Annotated in this window: 21 protein-coding genes, 1 tRNA gene and 1 pseudogene; 13 read left to right on the forward strand and 10 right to left on the reverse strand. The window is 67.7% G+C overall.

The genetic code is table 11. From position 1 onward, the window contains the following. On the forward strand, nt 1–386 hold a 386-nt coding region (locus CRO50_RS12830; protein WP_097146331.1), incomplete at its 5' end, for a type II toxin-antitoxin system HicB family antitoxin. 259 nt (nt 387–645) lie between these two features. On the opposite strand, the gene CRO50_RS12835 is transcribed toward CRO50_RS12830, so the two are convergent. Together CRO50_RS12835 and CRO50_RS12840 are read right to left on the reverse strand one after the other, a co-directional pair. Further along, nucleotides 646–903 (reverse strand): hypothetical protein, encoded by a 258-nt coding sequence (locus tag CRO50_RS12835; RefSeq protein ID WP_097146332.1) that lies wholly within the window; start codon nt 901–903, stop codon nt 646–648. Continuing rightward, nucleotides 903–1,118: pseudogene (locus CRO50_RS12840) on the reverse strand (glycoside hydrolase family protein); the annotation flags it as partial. The pseudogene CRO50_RS12840 and the gene CRO50_RS12835, both read right to left, overlap by 1 nt. A gap of 84 nt (nt 1,119–1,202) precedes the next feature. Between CRO50_RS12840 and CRO50_RS12845 the strand changes: the two are divergent. Then, nucleotides 1,203–1,589, forward strand: coding sequence for a tyrosine-type recombinase/integrase (locus CRO50_RS12845; protein ID WP_232617730.1), 387 nt, complete (start codon nt 1,203–1,205; stop codon nt 1,587–1,589). A 279-nt stretch (nt 1,590–1,868) separates the two neighbouring features. Then, a complete protein-coding gene (locus tag CRO50_RS12850) occupies nt 1,869–2,957 on the forward strand; it encodes an AbrB family transcriptional regulator (RefSeq protein ID WP_179747280.1) in 1,089 nt (362 codons plus the stop codon). A gap of 13 nt (nt 2,958–2,970) precedes the next feature. Here CRO50_RS12850 and CRO50_RS12855 read toward each other — a convergent pair whose 3' ends face one another. After that, the gene (locus CRO50_RS12855; RefSeq protein ID WP_097146336.1) at nt 2,971–4,815 is read right to left on the reverse strand and encodes an ABC-F family ATP-binding cassette domain-containing protein; all 1,845 of its coding nucleotides are present in this window, start codon (nt 4,813–4,815) and stop codon (nt 2,971–2,973) included. 245 nt (nt 4,816–5,060) lie between these two features. On the opposite strand from CRO50_RS12855, the gene CRO50_RS12860 reads away from it, so the two are divergent. Continuing rightward, nucleotides 5,061–5,693 (forward strand): trimeric intracellular cation channel family protein, encoded by a 633-nt coding sequence (locus CRO50_RS12860; RefSeq protein WP_097146337.1) that lies wholly within the window; start codon nt 5,061–5,063, stop codon nt 5,691–5,693. 3 nt (nt 5,694–5,696) lie between these two features. Here CRO50_RS12860 and CRO50_RS12865 read toward each other — a convergent pair whose 3' ends face one another. Then, a complete protein-coding gene (locus CRO50_RS12865) occupies nt 5,697–6,431 on the reverse strand; it encodes a GNAT family N-acetyltransferase (RefSeq protein WP_097146338.1) in 735 nt (244 codons plus the stop codon). A 116-nt stretch (nt 6,432–6,547) separates the two neighbouring features. Further along, a complete protein-coding gene (locus CRO50_RS12870; RefSeq protein ID WP_416061088.1) occupies nt 6,548–6,967 on the reverse strand; it encodes an outer membrane protein assembly factor BamE in 420 nt (139 codons plus the stop codon). A gap of 128 nt (nt 6,968–7,095) precedes the next feature. On the opposite strand from CRO50_RS12870, the gene CRO50_RS12875 reads away from it, so the two are divergent. The 9 genes from CRO50_RS12875 (at nt 7,096) to CRO50_RS12915 (ending at nt 13,967) form a co-directional block, all read left to right on the forward strand. Further along, nucleotides 7,096–7,665 (forward strand): YceD family protein, encoded by a 570-nt coding sequence (locus tag CRO50_RS12875; RefSeq protein WP_097146340.1) that lies wholly within the window; start codon nt 7,096–7,098, stop codon nt 7,663–7,665. Nucleotides 7,666–7,850: 185 nt separating this feature from the next. Beyond that, nucleotides 7,851–8,057: a 50S ribosomal protein L32 gene (gene rpmF / locus CRO50_RS12880; protein WP_097146341.1), complete on the forward strand. Its 207-nt coding sequence runs from the start codon at nt 7,851–7,853 to the stop codon at nt 8,055–8,057. 30 nt (nt 8,058–8,087) lie between these two features. Further along, entirely contained in the window at nt 8,088–9,212 is a 1,125-nt protein-coding gene (gene plsX / locus CRO50_RS12885; RefSeq protein ID WP_269778108.1) for a phosphate acyltransferase PlsX, read from the forward strand. Continuing rightward, entirely contained in the window at nt 9,209–10,183 is a 975-nt protein-coding gene (locus CRO50_RS12890) for a beta-ketoacyl-ACP synthase III (RefSeq protein WP_097146342.1), read from the forward strand. Before plsX ends, CRO50_RS12890 begins: the two co-directional genes overlap by 4 nt. A 120-nt stretch (nt 10,184–10,303) precedes the next feature. Beyond that, on the forward strand, nt 10,304–10,609 hold the full coding sequence (ihfA, locus tag CRO50_RS12895) for an integration host factor subunit alpha (protein ID WP_097146343.1): 306 nt from the start codon (nt 10,304–10,306) through the stop codon (nt 10,607–10,609). A gap of 11 nt (nt 10,610–10,620) precedes the next feature. After that, nucleotides 10,621–11,406: a MerR family transcriptional regulator gene (locus CRO50_RS12900; protein WP_097146344.1), complete on the forward strand. Its 786-nt coding sequence runs from the start codon at nt 10,621–10,623 to the stop codon at nt 11,404–11,406. 98 nt (nt 11,407–11,504) lie between these two features. After that, nucleotides 11,505–11,581: transfer RNA gene (locus CRO50_RS12905), tRNA-Pro, on the forward strand. A 144-nt stretch (nt 11,582–11,725) separates the two neighbouring features. Continuing rightward, nucleotides 11,726–12,802, forward strand: a complete 1,077-nt coding sequence (locus tag CRO50_RS12910; protein WP_097146345.1) for a 2'-deoxycytidine 5'-triphosphate deaminase — start codon at nt 11,726–11,728, stop codon at nt 12,800–12,802. Nucleotides 12,803–12,836: 34 nt separating this feature from the next. Beyond that, the gene (locus CRO50_RS12915; protein ID WP_232617724.1) at nt 12,837–13,967 is read left to right on the forward strand and encodes an MFS transporter; all 1,131 of its coding nucleotides are present in this window, start codon (nt 12,837–12,839) and stop codon (nt 13,965–13,967) included. Nucleotides 13,968–13,973: 6 nt separating this feature from the next. On the opposite strand, the gene CRO50_RS12920 is transcribed toward CRO50_RS12915, so the two are convergent. From CRO50_RS12920 to CRO50_RS12940, 5 genes are all read right to left on the reverse strand, one after another. Further along, nucleotides 13,974–14,162 (reverse strand): hypothetical protein, encoded by a 189-nt coding sequence (locus tag CRO50_RS12920; protein WP_097146347.1) that lies wholly within the window; start codon nt 14,160–14,162, stop codon nt 13,974–13,976. Nucleotides 14,163–14,240: 78 nt separating this feature from the next. After that, a complete protein-coding gene (scpB, locus tag CRO50_RS12925) occupies nt 14,241–14,918 on the reverse strand; it encodes an SMC-Scp complex subunit ScpB (RefSeq protein WP_232617728.1) in 678 nt (225 codons plus the stop codon). A 19-nt stretch (nt 14,919–14,937) separates the two neighbouring features. Further along, entirely contained in the window at nt 14,938–15,792 is an 855-nt protein-coding gene (locus tag CRO50_RS12930; protein WP_097146349.1) for a segregation and condensation protein A, read from the reverse strand. Nucleotides 15,793–15,795: 3 nt separating this feature from the next. Next, a complete protein-coding gene (gene nagZ / locus CRO50_RS12935; protein WP_097146350.1) occupies nt 15,796–16,788 on the reverse strand; it encodes a beta-N-acetylhexosaminidase in 993 nt (330 codons plus the stop codon). Then, nucleotides 16,788–17,780, reverse strand: coding sequence for an SPOR domain-containing protein (locus CRO50_RS12940; protein ID WP_097146351.1), 993 nt, complete (start codon nt 17,778–17,780; stop codon nt 16,788–16,790). Before CRO50_RS12940 ends, nagZ begins: the two co-directional genes overlap by 1 nt. Nucleotides 17,781–17,827 lie beyond the last annotated feature (47 nt).

Below are 17,827 nucleotides of genomic sequence, written 5' to 3' on the forward strand. Positions count from 1 at the left end.
CCCTCGTTCATCACGACGAAGGAAGTGCATACGGCCTTACCTTCCCGGATCTACCGGGAGCCTTTGCCGCTGCCGACACCTGGGATGACATTCCCGCCGCTGCAGCTGAAGCACTTGACCTTTGGTTCGAAGACCAGCCCGACGTGGCCGGCGCGTCCATCGATGATATTCGAGCACGCCCCGACGTAGCTGAAGAGCTGGCGGCTGGCGCTTCTCTGATGCCGGTTCCCTACATCCCGGCCGACACCGCCACGGAACGTGTGAACGTGACCCTGGAGCGGTCACTGCTCCGTGCGATAGATGAGACCGCGAAGGCAAGGAAGATGACGCGCTCTTCGTTCCTGGCGTCTGCCGCAAGACGCGAGCTTTCAGGCGTCGGCGCTTAGAACCTTCCGTCTGGCTTGTTGTTCAAGGCAACGGGTCATGCCGATCCCGGATCAAACGAACCCGCGCCCCCCGGCCATCTACGCCGGGGGCTTTCGGACTAAAGGGCACTCCGCCTCCCATGTCGCGTTGGTCTTCAGATCCCGCCGCAGGTTCCAGGGGGCATGCGCCGCCCGCCAGTCGATCTCGGCCTGGCTGAACATCCGCATCTCTTCGACATCGCAGAAGGCCGGGCCGGGAGGTGGCGCCACCACCGCCGGCTCATTCCGCAGGCAGGAGCCAGCGGTCAGGCACAGAACGGCCGAGATCGGAATCGGGAATGCTGTCCACCGCATGGTCGCGCTCCTTGTCGAGGTGAAGATCCGCCACCCGGCCGTTGCAGCCGGTCAGCATGGTGTCGAGGGTCTGGGCCCGCGCCTGCAGGCGGTCGACCTTGGCCGAGAGAAGCCAGGCAAGCCCGGCAGCAGCCAGGAAGGCCGCCACCGCGCCTCCGGCCAGGTAAGGCATCAGGAACCGCATTACGCCGCCAGCCCCTGCAGGCAGAGGTCACGCTCGGCCTCGCGCCTCCGGGTCAGCCCGCTCACCGGCTGCAGCCGGCCCTTCACGCGGGCCTTGTTCCACATCAGCAGCGCATCACAGGCGCCGGCGAGATCTCCGGCCAGCGCACGGCGCGACATCGAGGAGCCACAGAAGGCCCCTGCCCCGATGTTGTACGCGGCCGAGACGAAGGCGGCGCGGCTCTGATCCGCTCCGGCTGCGCGACCTGGCGCATCAGCTCACGCTGGTCCGCATCATTGCGGTCCATGCGCTTGAAGAGCGTGATCATCTGCTCTTCCATCCGCGCCATGGCGACCACGGCATCGCTCAACTTGTCGAGCTTCTCTTCGATCCGCGCAACACGGGCCGCATCGGCGCAAGGCAAAACCTACCTGCTAAATGCCAAGGGGCGCCCATTCTCGACACCGGACTCGCTCGGCAACATGTTCCGCCGCTGGTGTGATGCGGCGGGCCTTCAGGGCCGGTCAGCGCACGGGGTTCGCAAAGCGGCCGGGCACCTTCTCGCCCAGGAAGGATGCTCGCAATACCAGATCATGACGATCCACGGCCACACCCAGGCACAGACCTCCGAGATCTACACCAGGGGCGTGGATCGCTGGAAGATGGCCAGGGACGCGATGACCTCTCTGGAGGGAATGGAATGGTGAGTTTTTCGTGGGACACCTCGCCCGTAACCCATTGATTCCATTAACCGCACATTTGCCGCTTGATGGGACACCTGCTCTCTGTAATAACGGCAAAAAACAGCACTTTGTGGAGCTCGCTACCCGCTCCACGACTTAGACGCGGCCTGACCGCGCATCCCTCTCCCCGCGCCCGGTGCCGGGCGGCCCTTCCCCTGGACCGTTCCACAGCTCTGGTTCAAGGCTCTGGCCCGGCATGATCGGCGCCTGTCGACCGGCTCGGATATTTTGCAAGATTTCAAGATGACCACCCTCCGCCTGAGCGCCCTCTGTCTGCTGGGCCTGCTCGGCGGTTTCATCGCCCGTGCGCTGCACCTGCCGCTGCCCTACATGCTGGGCTCGCTCTTCCTTGTGGCGCTGCTTACCGCCGCCTTCCCCCGTGCCCTGCCCCGCGACTACAGGTTCCCCGAGAAGTTCCGCTCGATCTTCATTGCCGTCATCGGCACCACCATCGGCGCCCAGATCACCTGGGAGATCCTCGGCCACCTGCCCCGCATGGTGCCCTCTCTGATCGCGCTGACGCTCTTCGTGCCGCTGACCCAGACGGTGAATTACCAGATCTTCCGCCGCCTCGGAGGCTACGACCGCGCCACCGCCTTCTATGCCGGGGCGCCCGGCGGGCTGATCGATTCCATCGTCGCCGGTGAAGCGGCCGGGGCCGACGTGAAGATGCTGGCCGTGCAGCAGTTCCTGCGCATCATCGTGGTGGTCTCTGTCCTGCCCGTGGGGCTGTCGCTCTGGTATGGCCACCCCGTGGGCTCTGCCGCCGGCATCAGTCTGGCGGGGGGCGATGTCGGCCTCGAGCACCTGCCCGAGGTCATCGGGGCCGCCCTACTGGGGCTCTTCATCTTCCGCCGGTTGCACCTGCCGGCCTCGCAGCTGATCGGCCCATTGATCTGCGCCGCGCTGCTGACGCTCTCGGGCCTTGCGGTGATCGAGGCGCCGCAATGGGTGATCTCGGGCTGCCAGGTGGTGATCGGCACCTCTCTCGGCACCCGTTTCATCGGGGTTGAGTGGAAGCGGCTGCTGCGCGCGGGCTGGCTGTCGGCGCTCTCGGTGACCTCGATGGTCTGCATCGGGCTGGCCATGGCTTTGCCGGTGGCCCCGCTGACCGGCCAGCACCCGGACGTGCTGGTGGTCTCCTTCGCGCCCGGCGGGGTGACCGAGATGGCGCTGGTGGCGCTCTCGCTCAACACCAATCCGGCGGTTGTGACCCTGCACCACCTCTACCGCATCGTGCTGACGGTGCTGACCCTCGGAGTGGTCTCGAAACGCGGCTGGTTCGACGCGCCCAGGAAGCCCGGACACCCCGAGACAGGCGGCGAGAGCTGAGCGAAAGCGGGCCTCAGCCCGCCTTCTCCTCGAGCTCCATCCATTCCTCTTCGGCCGCGGCCAGAAGCTGCTGGCGCTCGGCCAGGGCCTCGGTGCCCTTGGCGAATTTCACCGGTTCCTTCTGGTAGAGATCCGGCTGGGCCAGGAATTGCTCGAGCTTGGCGATCTCGGCCTCGTAGCGCTCGATGACCAAGGGCAGCTCTTCGAGGCGGTGCTTCTCGGTGAAGGAGAGACCGGATTTCTGGGCCTCCTTCTGCGCCTCTTTCTTCGGGGCCGCAGGCGCCTGCGCCGCCGATTGTGCCTTCGCCGCAGACTTTTCGGCCGCCCGCGCATCCTTGACCGGCGCCTGCTCGGCCCGCTGCGCGCGATAGTCGCTCCAGCCGCCGGCATAGACCGTGGCGCGGCCGTCGCCCTCCATGGCGATGGTGGTCGAGGCCACGCGGTCCAGGAAGTCCCGGTCGTGGCTGACCAGCATCACCGTGCCATCGTAGCCATCCAGCAGCTCCTGCAGCAGGTCGAGCGTTTCCACGTCCAGGTCGTTGGTCGGTTCGTCGAGCACCAGCAGGTTGCTTTCGCGCGCCATCAGCTTGGCCAGCAGAAGCCGCGCCTTCTCGCCGCCCGAGAGCGATTTCACCTTGGCGCGCGCCTGCGCCTCGTCGAAGAGAAATTCCTTCAGGTAGCCCACCACGTGCTTGGGCGTCCCACGCACCATCACCTGGTCGGCGGCACCGGAGACGCGCATCTCCTTGTCGCCGGTGAGGCTTTCCCAGAGCGTCATCTCGGGATCGAGCTGGGCGCGGGACTGGTCGAAGATCGCCGGCACCAGGTTGGTGCCCAGCTTGACCTCGCCCTCGTCCGGCGCCTCCTGACCCATGAGCATCTTGATCAGCGTGGTCTTGCCCACCCCGTTGGGGCCGACGAAGGCCACCCGGTCGCCGCGGTTCACCAGCAGATCGAAGCTCTTGACGATGGGCTTGTCGCCATAGGCCTTGGCCAGCCCCTTCGCCTCGATCACCTTCTTGCCGCTGGCCGGACCGGCCTCCAGCTCCATCGCCGCCGCGCCCTTGCGGCGGATCTGGTTGCCACGTTCCTCGCGCAGGGCGGCAAGGTTGCGCACCCGTCCCTGGTTGCGCTTGCGCCGCGCGCTGATGCCCTCCACGGCCCAACGGGCCTCGGACTTGATCTTGCGATCCAGCTTGTGCCGGGCCATGTCCTCGTCTTCCCAGGTCTTGTCGCGCCAGGCCTCGAAATGCTCGAAGCCCTTCTCCTGGCGCGCGACCTTGCCGCGGTCGATCCACAGCGTGGCGCGGGTCAGGGCGCGCAGAAAGGCGCGGTCGTGGGAGATGAGGACATAGGCGGCGCGGGTCTGGCCAAGCTCGGCCTCCAGCCAGGCGATGGCCTCGATGTCGAGGTGGTTGGTGGGCTCGTCCAGCAGCATCAGCTCGGGCGCCTCGGCCATCAGCTTGGCCAGCGCCGCGCGGCGGCGTTCGCCGCCCGAGGCCGTCTCGACGGGCCGTGCCGGGTCGAACTTCAGGCCTTCGCCGGCGATCTCGACCTTGTAGTGTTCAGACAGGTCCAGCCGCGAGGTGGCGAAATCGCCGAGGGTGGCGAAGCCGGACATGTCGGGCTCCTGCTCCATGTAGCCCACCGAGGTGCCGGGCGAGAGCACGACATCGCCGCGGTCCGCTTCGACGAGGCCCGCCATGACCTTCATCAGGGTGGACTTGCCCGACCCGTTGCGCCCCACGAGGGCCACCCGGTCGCCCGGTTGCACCGAAAGCGTGAGGTCGTCGAAAACCGGATCGCCGCCGAAGGTGAGCGAGATCTGCGAAAGCTGGAGAAGGGGTGCCTGTGCCATGGCGCGCAGCTAATCAGGCGGCGGGTCGGCGTCAAGCGGACTTGAGCTCAGGAGGGGGCTCTGCCCCCCGGCTGCGCCTCCCCCCGCAGTATTTTCAGCCGTCGGATAACAGCAGGGGCCCCTGCCCATCCTGAGGCCGAAAATACTGCCGCCGGAGGCGGACGGCGAGGGCACCGAAAGAGCCGGGGCTTGGCACCGCGCACCGCTTCGCGTTAGCTGCGCCCGAGCCGCGACCGGAGCCTGACATGATCGACCAACCCCTTCTCTTTGCCGCCGATGTGCTGGCCACGCTGGTCTTTGCCACCACGGGTGCGCTGGTGGCCTCGCGCAAGCAGATGGACATCTTCGGCTTCATGTGGCTGGCCATGGCCACGGGCGTGGGCGGCGGCACGCTGCGCGATCTCCTGCTGGGGCTGCCGGTGTTCTGGGTCGAAGACCCGCTGCCGCTGTCGCTCTGCCTCGCGGTGGCGGTCTTCCTGCATTTCACCGCCAGTTCCTTCCAGTCGCGGATGAAGGTGATCCTCTGGCTGGATGCCTTCGGGCTGGGCTTCGCCGTCATTGCGGGCACGCTGAAGGCCATGGACCAGGGCACCGCCGGGATCATTGCCGTGGTCATGGGGGTCTTTTCCGGCACCGTCGGCGGGATCATCCGCGACACCCTGGGACAGGAACCCTCGATCATCCTCAAGCGCGAGATCTACGTGACCGCCGCCGCCCTCGGCGCCTGCACCACCGTGCTCATCCTCGGCGCCGGCGAGCCGCGACTGCTGGGGGCCGTGGCCGGATTCGCGGTGATCTTCGCCCTGCGCGGCGCGGCGGTGCTGCGCAACCTGGCCCTGCCGGTCTACAATCCCCGCGCCGGGCGCGACTATCCCTGAGGCTCAGCCCGCCACCGCGCGCAGCAGGCGCTTGCGCGCCGGCGGGATGGCCCCGATCTCGAGCCCGGTGAAGACATGCAGGGTGTTCATCTTCGGATCGACCACCGCGTGGTCGGACACCCATCCCCCCATCATCAGGTAGGTCCGCAGCAGCGGCGGCATGCCCAGCATGGCGCGTTTCATGTCCGGCTTGCGGCGCAGCTTCTGGGCGAAGCGGAAGACCTTCGGCGCCTTGACCCGCGGCAGGAAGCGCTTGGGCCCCAGGTGCCGTTCCTTCAGCATGGCGAAGGCATCCAGGTAGGCCTCGGCGTCCGTGCCCTTGAAGGAGGAACAGCCAAAGAGCATCTCGACCCCGTTGCGATCCACATAGGCCGTCATCGCGCCCCAGGCGACCCGCAGGATATCCGGGTCGCGGCGCTCGGGGTGGATGCAGAAACGGCCCATCTCGACCATCGGCCCCTCGAAGCCCGAAAGCCCCGAGAGTTCGTAGTACTGGGCCGAGTAGGAGCGCGAGATCTCGGCTCCGGCCGAGAGGGGCAGCATGCGGAAGCAGCAGACGAGGCTGTCGTCGCGCTGATCCTCGACCAGGATATGGGCGCAGATGCCGTCGAACTCATCCGCGTCGGGCAGCTCGTCATTGCCGAGGAAGCAGAGCGCCCGCAGGCGTTGCGCGGCGCGGATATCCGTGGGAGCGGTGGCGATACGGGCCGCGTAGCGACCCTTCTTCAGCGCGGGCATGGCGGGCTCTCCGGCGTGCAGGGGGCAGTTCGTCGCCCCGTTACCATGCCAGATGTGACCGCTTCGTGACATCTGCAAGTCCCGGGGGCCCCAAAGCCCCCGGACTGCACGAAAGATCACTCGCCGCCGAGCACACCCGCGGCATCGAAGCGGCCGAGGTTGCCAAGCAGCTGGCGGATGAAGGTCTTGTCCTGGGTCGAGGAGCTGGTCACGCGGCTTTGCAGGCGCACCACCTGGCCATCCTGCAGCCCGAAGGTCTCGATGTTGGAAACCACGCCGCGGCTGTCGAAGCTGATCGCCAGCACCGTGCGCTCGACCACCTCGGGGCGCTGATAGGCGAAGGTCTTCACCCGGCTGCGGACGTAATAGAAATCACCGCCGTCGAGCACGCCAGCGGTGCTCGGGGCACCGATCACGTCCAGCACGGTGTCGCGCGTATCGACGCCGACAACCACCTGGTCCAGCTGGCTCTCATCGGGCACATAGCCGTGATTGCGGTACTGGGCGGTACAGGCCGCGAGGCCGAGTACAGCCACGAAGGTCACGATCCTGCTCGCGAATCTGCCGTTGCGCCCCATGTTGCCCCTCTTGTTTTCCGTGCTACAGGCTTCTACCTCGACTACATAACGAACCCGCAGGCTGCAAGAAAGCAAGAAAGGTCTCCATGTCCGCGTCCTCTCCCTCCGCCTTTGCGGTGGCCTCTCTGCCCAAATCGCACCCGACCGCCTTTTCCCTGGCGCCCGATGCCGAGGAAACCGCCGCCCTGGCCGAAGCGCTGGAGCTGCTGGCTCTGCGCAAACTCTCGTTCAAGGGAGAGCTGAAGGCCGCCGGCAAGAGCGAATGGCTGCTCACAGCCCGGCTGGGCGCCACCGTGGTGCAGCCCTGCTCCGTCACGCTGGCCCCGGTGACCACGCGCATCGACGAGGTGGTGACCCGCCGCTTCCTGCCCGTTCTGCCCGAGGCGCAGACCGAGGAGGGAGAGATCGAGATGCCCGAAGACGAGACCCTGGAACAGCTGGGCAGCCATATCAACCCGGCCGAGGTCATGGCCGAGGCGCTGGCGCTGGCCCTGCCCCTCTACCCGCGCGCCGATGGTGCAGAGATGCAGGTCAGCGCCGTCACCGAGCCCGGCCGGCAGGCGATGACCGACGAGGATGCCAAGCCGCTGGCGAATCTTGCCGATTTGCTGGCAGCACGGCGCAACAAGGACGATGAGACGCCGGATCGGGATTGACCCCGACGTCACGGGATACCATACCCACAAAGAATCGGTTGCGTGGCGAGAATTTCGCAGTATTTTCGCGCCTCCATCCGAATTTTGGGTTGAATGCTGCGGGCTGCACCGACTAAGAGCCTCGCATCCACGAGAAACCGGGCCTGGTGCTTCTGCACGGGCCCCCGAATACGATAGGTTGTGACATGGCTGTCCAACAGAACAAAGTCTCCAAGTCGCGCCGCAACAATCGCCGCGCACACGACTCGCTGACGGCTGCAAACCCGAACGAGTGCCCCTCCTGCGGTGAGCTCAAGCGTCCGCATCACGTCTGCCCCTCCTGCGGTCACTACGCCGACCGTGAAGTTGTGGCCCAGGCCGACGAGATCGATCTGGACGAAGACGCGGCCTGAGCCCGTGAATGTCGGGGGCGACCGTCCTAAATGACCGCGACTGATCCTTCAGCAACGGACCCGGACGGCTCCCGACCTGCCGATACCGCCACGCGGCGCATAAGGCTTTCGATCGACGCCATGGGCGGAGATCGTGGCCCTGCCGCGGTGGTGGCCGGTATGGCGCGTTCGGCGCGCAAGAATCCCGACATCGACTTCATCCTGCACGGTCCCGCCGAAGAGTTGGGCCGTCTTGTGGCACGCCGCAAGCAGCTGGCCGACCGGGTCGAGATCCGCGATGCCAGCGATGTGGTCACCATGGAGGACAAGCCCTCCCAGGTGGTGCGCCACGGCAAGGAGACCTCGATGTGGTCGGCGCTGGACGCGGTCCGCGCGGGCGATGCGGAGGTCTGCGTCTCCTGTGGCAACACCGGCGCGCTGATGGCGCTGTCGATGATGCGGCTGCGCAAGCTGCCGGGGGTGAACCGCCCCGCCATCGCCGTGCTCTGGCCGTCGCGCAACCCGCAGGGGTTCAACGTGATGCTGGACGTGGGCGCCGATATCCGCGCCGACGAGAAGGACCTGCTGCAATACGCCCTGATGGGGGCCTCCTATGCCCGCAACGGCATGGGGCTCGAGCGTCCGCGCATTGGCCTGCTCAACGTCGGCACCGAGGAACACAAGGGCCGGTCCGAGCTGAAGGCCGCCCATGAGCTGATCTCGGAGGCGGCCCAGAACGCGAATTTCGACTTCGTGGGCTTCGTCGAGGGCGGCGATATTCCGGGCGAGCGCTGTGACGTGATCGTCACCGACGGCTTCACCGGCAACGTGGCGCTGAAGACCGGAGAGGGCACGGCCTCTCTCATCGGCGACTTCCTGCGCGAGGCCTTCAAGTTCTCGCCGCTGTCGCGCTTCGCTGCCGTTCTGGCCCTGACCTCGCTCAGGCGCCTGCAGAAACGCATTGATCCGCGCCGCGTCAACGGCGGTGTCTTCCTCGGGCTCAACGGCCCGGTGGTGAAGAGCCATGGCTCTGCGGATGCCATGGGGGTTTCCGCCGCCATCAAACTGGCCTATCAGCTGGCAGCCAGCGGCTTCCAGGGGAAGATCGCGGCACGGGTTGCATCCGCCGTTTCGCTGGCACAGGATGCCGCGGAACGAGGGACGGGGAACGTATGACTATTCGCGCAGTGGCAACGGGTATCGGGCACTATCTTCCGGAACGTGTCGTCCCCAATGCCGAGTTTGAGAAGACACTCGACACCTCGGACGAATGGATTCGCACCCGCTCGGGTATCGAGCGGCGTCACTTCGCCGCCGAGGGCGAGACCACCTCGCAGATGGCCGTCCGCGCCGCGCGCAAGGCGCTTGAGATGGCCGAGCTGACGCCCGCCGATATCGACTGCGTCATCGTCGCCACCTCCACCCCCGATCTGACCTTCCCTTCCGTCGCCACCATGGTGCAGGAAGGCCTGGGGATGGAGCGGGGCTTCGGCTACGACGTGCAGGCGGTCTGCGCCGGCTTCATCTTCGCCCTGGCCAATGCCAACGGCATGATCCTGTCGGGCCAGGCCGAGCGCGTGCTGGTCATCGGCGCCGAAACCTTCTCTCGCATCATGGACTGGACCGACCGCTCGACCTGCGTGCTCTTCGGCGATGGCGCCGGCGCGCTGGTGCTGGAAGCGCGCACCGGCTCGGGCTCTTCCGATGATCGGGGCATCCTGTCGGTCGATCTGAACTCGGACGGGCGCTACCGCGAGATGCTTTACGTCGACGGCGGGGTTTCGACCACCGGCGAGGCGGGCAAGCTGCGCATGCAGGGCAACCCGCTCTTCCGCCAGGCCGTCGGCAAGCTGACCGAGACCGCCGACCGGGCGCTGGAGAAGGCCAAGCTGACCTCCGACGACGTCGACTGGATCGTGCCGCACCAGGCCAATATCCGCATCATCCAGGGCACCGCAAAAAAGATGGGCCTGCCGATGGAGAAGGTGATCGTCACCGTCCAGGACCACGGCAACACCTCTGCCGCCTCGATCCCGCTGGCCCTGTCGGTCGGCGTTTCGGACGGGCGGATCACCCCCGGACAACTGCTGGTCGCCGAGGCCATCGGCGGCGGTCTGGCCTGGGGCTCGGTGGTGCTGCGCTGGTAATCGGGCACCCTGCCCGCGCCCCGAGTTTCGACACAAGTTCAAGCCATTGCGGCAAACCGTTGATATTGACTCGGAAAAACGGGCAAGCCTATGCTCGCTGCAACCAGAAAGGGACCGGCGATGAGTGAAAAGACACTGACCCGAATGGATCTGAGCGAAGCCGTCTTCCGCGAGGTTGGCCTGTCGAGAAACGACTCGGCCCAGCTTGTCGAATCCGTGCTCAACCACATGTCCGACGCGCTGGTGCGTGGCGAACAGGTGAAGATCTCTTCCTTCGGCACCTTCTCGGTGCGCGAGAAGGCGGCGCGCGTCGGGCGCAACCCGAAGACCGGCCAGGAAGTGCCGATCAACCCGCGCCGTGTCCTGACCTTCCGGCCCTCGCACCTGATGAAGGATCGCGTGGCAGCCGGCAACAAGGACGGCTGAGGCCCCCCGCAATGCCCAAGTCAGCAGATGCGTTCCGCACGATCTCCGAGGTCGCCGAGTGGCTCGAGACCCCGGCCCATGTGCTGCGCTTCTGGGAAAGCAAGTTCAGCCAGGTCCGTCCGGTGAAGCGCGCCGGCGGGCGCCGCTACTATCGTCCCTCCGACATGGAATTGCTGGGCGGAATCAAGCGCTTGCTCCATGAAGAGGGGATGACCATCAAGGGCGTGCAGAAGCTGCTGCGCGACCGGGGCACCCAGCATGTCGCCGCCATGTCGCCGCCGCTGGAAGACCTGGCGGTGCCGCTGGAAGCCGAGATCGTCACGCTCAAACCGCGTAAGACCGCCCCCCCTGCCGAGGCCGCCCCCGAGACCAGCTCCGAAGCGCCGGCCGCACCCGCAGAGGGCCCCGGCCCGATGACCGCGCCCGATGGCTCGGAAGCCGGGGCACAGGTCGCGGGCGCTGGCGAAGGCGCGGTGGTTGCCGGCCATGGCACGGATGAGGCTCCTGCCGAGCTGCCTGATCCCGCGCCCGCCGCCGAGGCCGAGGCCCCCGTCACCACCACCGCCGAGAAGACGCCCGAGGAAGAGCTGAACCTCTTCTCCGATCTCGCCGCCGCCGCCGAAGACGCCGCAGCGCCCGAGACTGCCGAGCCGGTGATTCCCGACGACCCCGAGGATGACGACCTGGCCCCCGCGCCCGGCATCCTGGCGCGACTCGCCGCCCGCACCACGCCCCTGCCCGGCCCTGTCGCGGCCGAAGCCCTGGCGCTGGCGCGTCGACTTCCCGCCCTCGACTGAGGTTTTTCAGGCTCTTTCGGGGCCCTGAAATTTTCCCGTCCGAGGCGCAGAAAAAGCCCTTGCCCTCACCCGCAGATCGGATAGAAAGCGCGAACCGTCGGGCTATAGCGCAGCCTGGTAGCGCGTCCGTCTGGGGGACGGAAGGTCGCAGGTTCGAGTCCTGCTAGCCCGACCACTTCCTCCAAAGTACATGCCTGACGCGGGACTCTCTTCCCGCGTCGGCATGTCTTCCGACTTCCCTTCGGTAGCATCTGGTCATAACCTGCCCTCCCGAGAGCGCCCCGCCGGGTGACGCCCTCTGTCGAGCGAAGGACCATTCATGACCGGCATCCTGCCCAGCCAGCATCTGAAACGCATGATCGCCGCGGGCGAGATCGCCGGGTCACCTGCGATCACCGAGGCACAGATCCAGCCCGCCAGCCTCGACCTGCGCCTGGGCCATACCGCCTGGCGCGTGCGCGCCTCTTTCCTGGCCGGAAAGGGCCGCAGCGTGGCCGAGCGGCTGGCCGAGTTCGAGATGCACAAGGTCGACCTCTCGGAAGGCGCGGTGCTCGAGAAGGGCTGCGTCTACGTGGTGCCGCTGATGGAAAGCCTCGCGCTGCCCGACCGCATCGCCGCCATGGCCAATGCGAAAAGCTCGACCGGACGGCTGGACCTGCTGACCCGGCTGATCACCGACGAGGGCACGGAGTTCGACCGAATCCCCGCCGGCTACACCGGCCCGCTATATGCCGAAATCTGCCCGCGCAGCTTCTCGGTCCTGGTGCGACCGGGCATGCGGCTGAACCAGATCCGTTTCCGAGACGGCCAGGCGACGCTTTCGGACACGGCGCTGAAGGCGCTGCATGCCGAGACCCCGCTGGTCGATGTCGCCGCCGTCATCGAACAGGGCCTTGGTTTCTCGGTCGATCTCTCGCCCGGGCCGGACCGGCTGGTCGGCTACCGCGCCAAGCCCCATACCGGGGTCATCGACCTCGACCGCATCGGCCAATACGACCCGCGCGAGTTCTGGGAACCCGTGCGCACCGATGCGCATCAGATCATCCTCGATCCCGGCGCCTTCTATATCCTGGTCAGCCGCGAGGCGGTGACCATCCCCCCCGATTACGCCGCCGAGATGGCCCCCTACCTGGCCATGGTCGGCGAGTTCCGCGTCCACTACGCGGGCTTCTTCGATCCGGGCTTCGGCTATGCCGAGGCGGGCGGCAGCGGCTCTCGCGGGGTGCTCGAGGTGCGCTGCCACGAGGCGCCCTTCGTGCTGGAGCATGGCCAGGTCGTCGGACGGCTGGTCTTCGAGACAATGGCCGAGCGTCCCGAGATGCTCTACGGCGCGGATATCGCCTCGAATTACCAGGGTCAGGGGCTGAAGCTGTCGAAGCATTTCAGCACGCCCTGAGCCCAGCAGAAGACCCCGAAGACCCATGCCCCTGATGACCAAGCCCCTAGCCCTGATGACCGGCGCCATCGCCGTCGTGGGGGCGAACTCCATGGTGCTGGCGCCGATCACCGCCGCCGTGGCCCGTGACCTGGGCGGCGACCCGGCCGAGATCCTGCAGGCCGCCGCCGCCTATGGCGGCACCACGGCGCTTTCGGCGCTGTTGCTCGCCCCGCGTGCCGACCGCATCGGGCCCGGGCCTGCGCTGATGCAGGCGCTGGTGCTGCTGCTGGTCTCTCTGGTGGGGTCCGTGCTGGCACCCGACAAATGGGTGCTGATCCTCTTCCAGGCCATCGGCGGCCTCGGCGCGGGCATGGCGATCCCCGCGATCTACGCCCTCGCCCCGGAGCTGGGCCCCGAGGGCGAAGAGAAACGCTCCATGGGGATCGTGTTGTCGGGCTGGACGCTGGCGCTGGTGGCCGGTGTGGCGGGCTCGGGCTTCCTGGCCGAATGGGCCGGATGGCGGGCGGTCTACCTGGCGCTGCTGCTCTGCATGTCGCTGCTCTATGTCGCGCTGCGCCGCACCGATCTGTCGGTACGCACTACCGGCAGCGCCAGCACGCCGCTAACGGCGCTGCGGGTGCCCGGCATTGCGCGGGGGCTGATGGCGGCGGGGCTGCTGATGACCGGCTTCTACGGCACCTATGCCTTCATCGGCGCCCATGTGGCCGAAGGCCTGGGGCGCGGCACCGATGCCGCCGGTTTCGTGACGCTCTGCTACGGGGTGGGATTCGGGCTGTCGAGCTTCCTCGACCGCTACCTGGACCGGTTGCCGCAGCATCTGGCCGGGGCGATCTCATTCGCGGGGCTGGGGCTGGTCTACATGGCCATGGCCGCCGGTTCGGGGCACTTCGTGCTGCTGTCGGTACTGGCGCTCTTCTGGGGGATCGTGCAGCACCTGGGGCTGAACTTCGTGGTCTCGCGCCTGGCGGGGCTCGACAGCTCGCAGCGCGGCGCGATCCTGGGGCTCAACTCCTCGATCACCTACCTGGCGGTGCTGGGCGGCGCGCTCAGCTTCCGGCTGCCCTACGAAGCGGGCGGGCTGGCCTGGTGCAACCTGATCTCGGCCAGCTGCTGCGCCATCGCCCTGATCGAATGCCTGGCCCCGCGCCGCGTGGCGATCTGAGCCGGCTCAGAACTTGCCGAGCCGCCGGATCACACGCTGCGCCTGGCGGGCGTTGCGGGCCATCTTCTTGCTTTGCCTGGCGCGCTGCTTCGCCTTCGGATCGTCCCCGGCCATGCGGTCGATACCGGCGTTGAGCCCCCGGTTCACCCCCCGGCGCAGCAGGCGATTGAAGATCATGCGGAACATGCGGTCCATGGGATACCCCTTTGATTGAGGCCCGAGCCTAGCAGATCCGCGCCCCGAATGCAGGCCCGTCTCACACAGAGGTGAGCCTCAGGCGTCATCCTCGAACATATCGGCCTGATCCTCGTCTCCATCGCCCTCTTCTTCGTCGCCTTGGCGACCGGGCGGCGGACGGCTGTCCAGCAGACCGGCGGCGCGCAGGTCCTTGAGGCCCGGCAGGTCGCGCGGGGTCTCGAGCCCGAAGTGATCGAGGAAAGAGGGCGTGACCACGAAGGTCACCGGGCGGCCCGGTGTCATGCGACGACGGCCGAACCTGATCCACTCCAGTTCCAGCAGCAGGTCGATGGTGCCCCGGCTGACCGAAACGCCGCGGATCTCTTCGATCTCGGCGCGGGTGACGGGCTGGTGGTAGGCGATGATGGCCAGGGTCTCGATCGCGGCGCGGCTCAGCTTGCGCGTCTCGACGGTTTCCTTCTGCATCAGGTAGCCCAGGTCGGGCGCGGTGCGGATCGCCCAGGCCTCGGCCACGCGGACGACGTTGACGCCCCGGCCCTCGTAGCGCTTGCGCAGGTTCTCGACCGCCGCCGCGCCATCGCAGCCATGCGGCATGCGGGCGTTGAGATCGGCGATGGAGACCGGCTCGGCCGAGGCGAAGAGGATCGCCTCGACCATGCGCTCCTGCTCGGCCAGCGGCGGTGCCTCGAAGAGGCTTTCGCGCGGGCCTTCGTCTTCGGTGCTCTCCGAGGGCGGGATCTGGTCTTCGGTCATCTCGGGGTCCTTGGGGGTGTCAGCCATTGTCGCGGCCCTCGCGGCGGCGCAGCTGGATGGGCGCGAAGGTTTCGGACTGGCGGATCATCACCTTGCCCTCCTTGGCGAGTTCCAGGGAGGCGGCGAAGGTGGCAGCGGTCACCGAGCGCCGCCGCATCGGGTCGCCGGTCCAGCCGGGCGGCATATAGGCGGCCAGCTCGGTCCAGGTGCCGGCGAAGGCGACCATGCCGCGCATGTGCTCCAGCGCCTGTTCCATGGTGTAGACATTGTCCCGGTCCATGACGAAGGGACGGAATTCGTCCTTGGTGCGGATGCGGGCATAGGCCTGCATGAGCTCCAGCAGGGTCGCGGAATAGGTGACCTTGCGCACCCGCTCGACCTGCTCGGGCACGCCTCGCACGAAGAAGTCGCGGCCCTTCTGGTCGCGCGCCATCAGCCGGGCGGCCACGTCGCGCATGGCCTGCAGCCGCTCAAGCTGGAAGGCCAGGTGCGCGGCCAGTTCCTCGCCCGAGGGGCCTTCCTCCTCGGGATCGGGGGGCAGCAGCAGGCGCGATTTCAGGAAGGCCAGCCAGGCGGCCATGACCAGGTAGTCGGCGGCCAGCTCGATGCGCAGCGACTTGGCCTTCTCGACGAAGGCCAGGTATTGTTGCGCCAGCATGAGGATCGAGATCTTGCGCAGATCGACCTTCTGGGTCCGTGACAGGGTCAGCAGCAGGTCAAGCGGGCCCTCGAAGCCCTCCACGTCGACGATCAGGGCTTCCGCCGCCAGCCTCTCGGCAACGGTGATCTCGGCCTGGGTGCCGGGGCCCTGGTCCGGTCCCGGCTCAAGCCGCCGCCCTCGGGGCGGGTCTTCCTGGAAATCGTCAGAGGCCATGCGTTACCCGTTCAGAAGAGCGGACAGCTTGGCTTTCAGAGCGGCAATGTCAAGCGCGGGGGGCGCGGAGCGGGCGGCCAGGGCGCGGGCGGCACGGGCCTCTGCCGCGGCGGTCATCGGCCCCGCAGCCGCCGCCACGCGGGCGCGATGGCGGAGCGGCGCATTGCAGAAGAGCACAAGGTCACAGCCGGCCTCGAGCGCACCGACCGCACGCTCTGCCGGGCTGCCCGAGAGCGCCTTCATCGAGATGTCATCGGTCATCAGCAGACCGTCATAGCCGATACGCTCGCGGATCACCTGGACCACCTTCGGCGACAGGGTCGCAGGCAGATCGGGGTCTATGGCATCGAAGACAAGATGCCCGGTCATCGCCATGGGCAGATCGCAGAGCGCCCGGAACGGCGCGAAGTCCACCGCTTCCAGCTCTTCCAGCGAGGCCGTGACCCGCGGCAGATCCGCATGGCTGTCGACCTGGGCGCGACCGTGACCCGGCATGTGTTTCATCACCGGCAGCACGCCACCGGCCATCAGCCCCTCTGCCACCGCGCGGGCCAGTTCGGCCACCCGCCCCGCCTCTGTGCCATAGCAACGCGAATGCAGGAAGCTGTGGGTCTCGGGCAGGCGCACGTCGCACATGGGCGCGCAATCCACGTCGATCCCCGCCGCGCGAAGCTCGAGCGCGGTGATCTGGTAGCGCAGCCTCATGGCCTCGGCGGCCTTCTCGCCCGCGGCCTCGGCGAAATCGAAAGGGGCGCTCCAGTTGGTGGCCAGCGGCTCGCGCAGGCGCTGGACCCGCCCGCCCTCCTGGTCGACGAGGATCGGCGCATCGCGGCCAACCGCATCGCGCAGCGCGTCACAGAGCGCTCGAGTCTGCTCGAGGCTTTCGATATTGCGGGCAAAGAGGATGAAGCCCCAGGGGTCGGCGTCGCGCAGCACCCGCGCTTCGCGGCGGCCAAGTTTCGTGCCGGTCGGGTCGAGGATCGTGGCGCCGGGCATTACTTGGCAGACACCGGGATGCAATCGGCGCCCTCGGCGACCAGGGCGGCGCAGAAGCGGCGGCTGTCCGAGATATCCTGGAAGCCCAGGACGCGCAGACGGTAGAAGATCCGACCGCCGCTTTCGGCGCGCTGGATCACCCGCTGCTTGTCTTCAAGGTAGATGCCGAAGCGGCCCACGAAACGGTCCCACTCGCTCTCGGCGATATCGCGCGAGGCAAAGGCGCCGAGCTGCGCCAGGCGGGTGCCCGCGGGCACCGCTTCCGGGGCGACATCCAGCGTGCGCGTTTCCGAGCTGACCGGGCCCGCCAGCTGGCGCGCGGCGGCGGTGGCCAGAAGCGTGTCGGGGCGCATGCGGGGACGGACCGCGCGCAGCACGCCCTCACGGGGGCCGGTGGCGGCGGTCTTTTCAGGCGTCGTGGCGGGGGGCGTGACGGTCAGCGGCTCGACCGGCTGCAGCGGCAGGGCCTCTTTCGCCAGGGCCGAGGCCAGCTCTTCGATGCGGTCGACATCCTGCAGGTTCAGCGGCGCCGGTTGCAGCTCCGGCTCGTCGGAGGCCTCTGCCTGCGCGCTTGCGGCTTCGGCGCCCTCTTCGGGCAGGCTCAGCGGTGCCGGGGCCGCGATCTGTTCCGGGGCGGGGTCGGCCGCGCCCAGGCCAAGCGGCGCCGGGGCCAGGCGCACCGTGTCGGCCGAGGGCTGGGCCGCCTTGGAGGCGGCGATATGGTTGACGGCAAGACCCTGGAAAGGCGCTTCGGCACCGCCCGCGGCATCGGGGGCACGGCGGGTCTCGCCCTGCATCGCCCGCACCACCGGCACGCCGGACACATCGCGCATGACCATCTTGTAGCCCCAGGCCCCCACCCCCGCGATCAGCGCGATCGAGAGGACCGCACCAACCCAGGTGACCAATGTCCCGAAGGAGGCACGGGTGTTGCCCGCGCTGGAGTATGCGTCATGGGACGCGTAACGCGCGTCTGCCGGAAAATCTGCCATCTGCCTCTGCCCGCCGGGATCTGACGCCCGGTCTTGCCCTGGATCTA

It is taken from the genome of Pseudooceanicola antarcticus, assembly GCF_900215355.1.
GTDB classification, from domain to species: Bacteria; Pseudomonadota; Alphaproteobacteria; order Rhodobacterales; family Rhodobacteraceae; genus Pseudooceanicola; species Pseudooceanicola antarcticus.

Bases quoted from the DNA above. Each gene is read 5' to 3' on its own strand.
- CRO50_RS12900 (WP_097146344.1), top strand. From the start codon at position 10,621: ATGCCCAAGTCAGCAGATGCGTTCCGCACGATCTCCGAGGTCGCCGAG.
- CRO50_RS12910 (WP_097146345.1), top strand. From the start codon at position 11,726: ATGACCGGCATCCTGCCCAGCCAGCATCTGAAACGCATGATCGCCGCG.
- CRO50_RS12890 (WP_097146342.1), top strand. From the start codon at position 9,209: ATGACTATTCGCGCAGTGGCAACGGGTATCGGGCACTATCTTCCGGAA.
- CRO50_RS12875 (WP_097146340.1), top strand. From the start codon at position 7,096: ATGTCCGCGTCCTCTCCCTCCGCCTTTGCGGTGGCCTCTCTGCCCAAA.
- plsX (WP_269778108.1), top strand. From the start codon at position 8,088: ATGACCGCGACTGATCCTTCAGCAACGGACCCGGACGGCTCCCGACCT.
- CRO50_RS12855 (WP_097146336.1), bottom strand. From the start codon at position 4,815: ATGGCACAGGCACCCCTTCTCCAGCTTTCGCAGATCTCGCTCACCTTC.
- nagZ (WP_097146350.1), bottom strand. From the start codon at position 16,788: ATGCCCGGCGCCACGATCCTCGACCCGACCGGCACGAAACTTGGCCGC.
- CRO50_RS12865 (WP_097146338.1), bottom strand. From the start codon at position 6,431: ATGCCCGCGCTGAAGAAGGGTCGCTACGCGGCCCGTATCGCCACCGCT.
- CRO50_RS12850 (WP_179747280.1), top strand. From the start codon at position 1,869: ATGACCACCCTCCGCCTGAGCGCCCTCTGTCTGCTGGGCCTGCTCGGC.
- CRO50_RS12930 (WP_097146349.1), bottom strand. From the start codon at position 15,792: ATGGCCTCTGACGATTTCCAGGAAGACCCGCCCCGAGGGCGGCGGCTT.
- CRO50_RS12860 (WP_097146337.1), top strand. From the start codon at position 5,061: ATGATCGACCAACCCCTTCTCTTTGCCGCCGATGTGCTGGCCACGCTG.
- CRO50_RS12835 (WP_097146332.1), bottom strand. From the start codon at position 903: ATGCGGTTCCTGATGCCTTACCTGGCCGGAGGCGCGGTGGCGGCCTTC.
- CRO50_RS12940 (WP_097146351.1), bottom strand. From the start codon at position 17,780: ATGGCAGATTTTCCGGCAGACGCGCGTTACGCGTCCCATGACGCATAC.
- scpB (WP_232617728.1), bottom strand. From the start codon at position 14,918: ATGACCGAAGACCAGATCCCGCCCTCGGAGAGCACCGAAGACGAAGGC.
- rpmF (WP_097146341.1), top strand. From the start codon at position 7,851: ATGGCTGTCCAACAGAACAAAGTCTCCAAGTCGCGCCGCAACAATCGC.
- ihfA (WP_097146343.1), top strand. From the start codon at position 10,304: ATGAGTGAAAAGACACTGACCCGAATGGATCTGAGCGAAGCCGTCTTC.
- CRO50_RS12915 (WP_232617724.1), top strand. From the start codon at position 12,837: ATGACCAAGCCCCTAGCCCTGATGACCGGCGCCATCGCCGTCGTGGGG.
- CRO50_RS12920 (WP_097146347.1), bottom strand. From the start codon at position 14,162: ATGGACCGCATGTTCCGCATGATCTTCAATCGCCTGCTGCGCCGGGGG.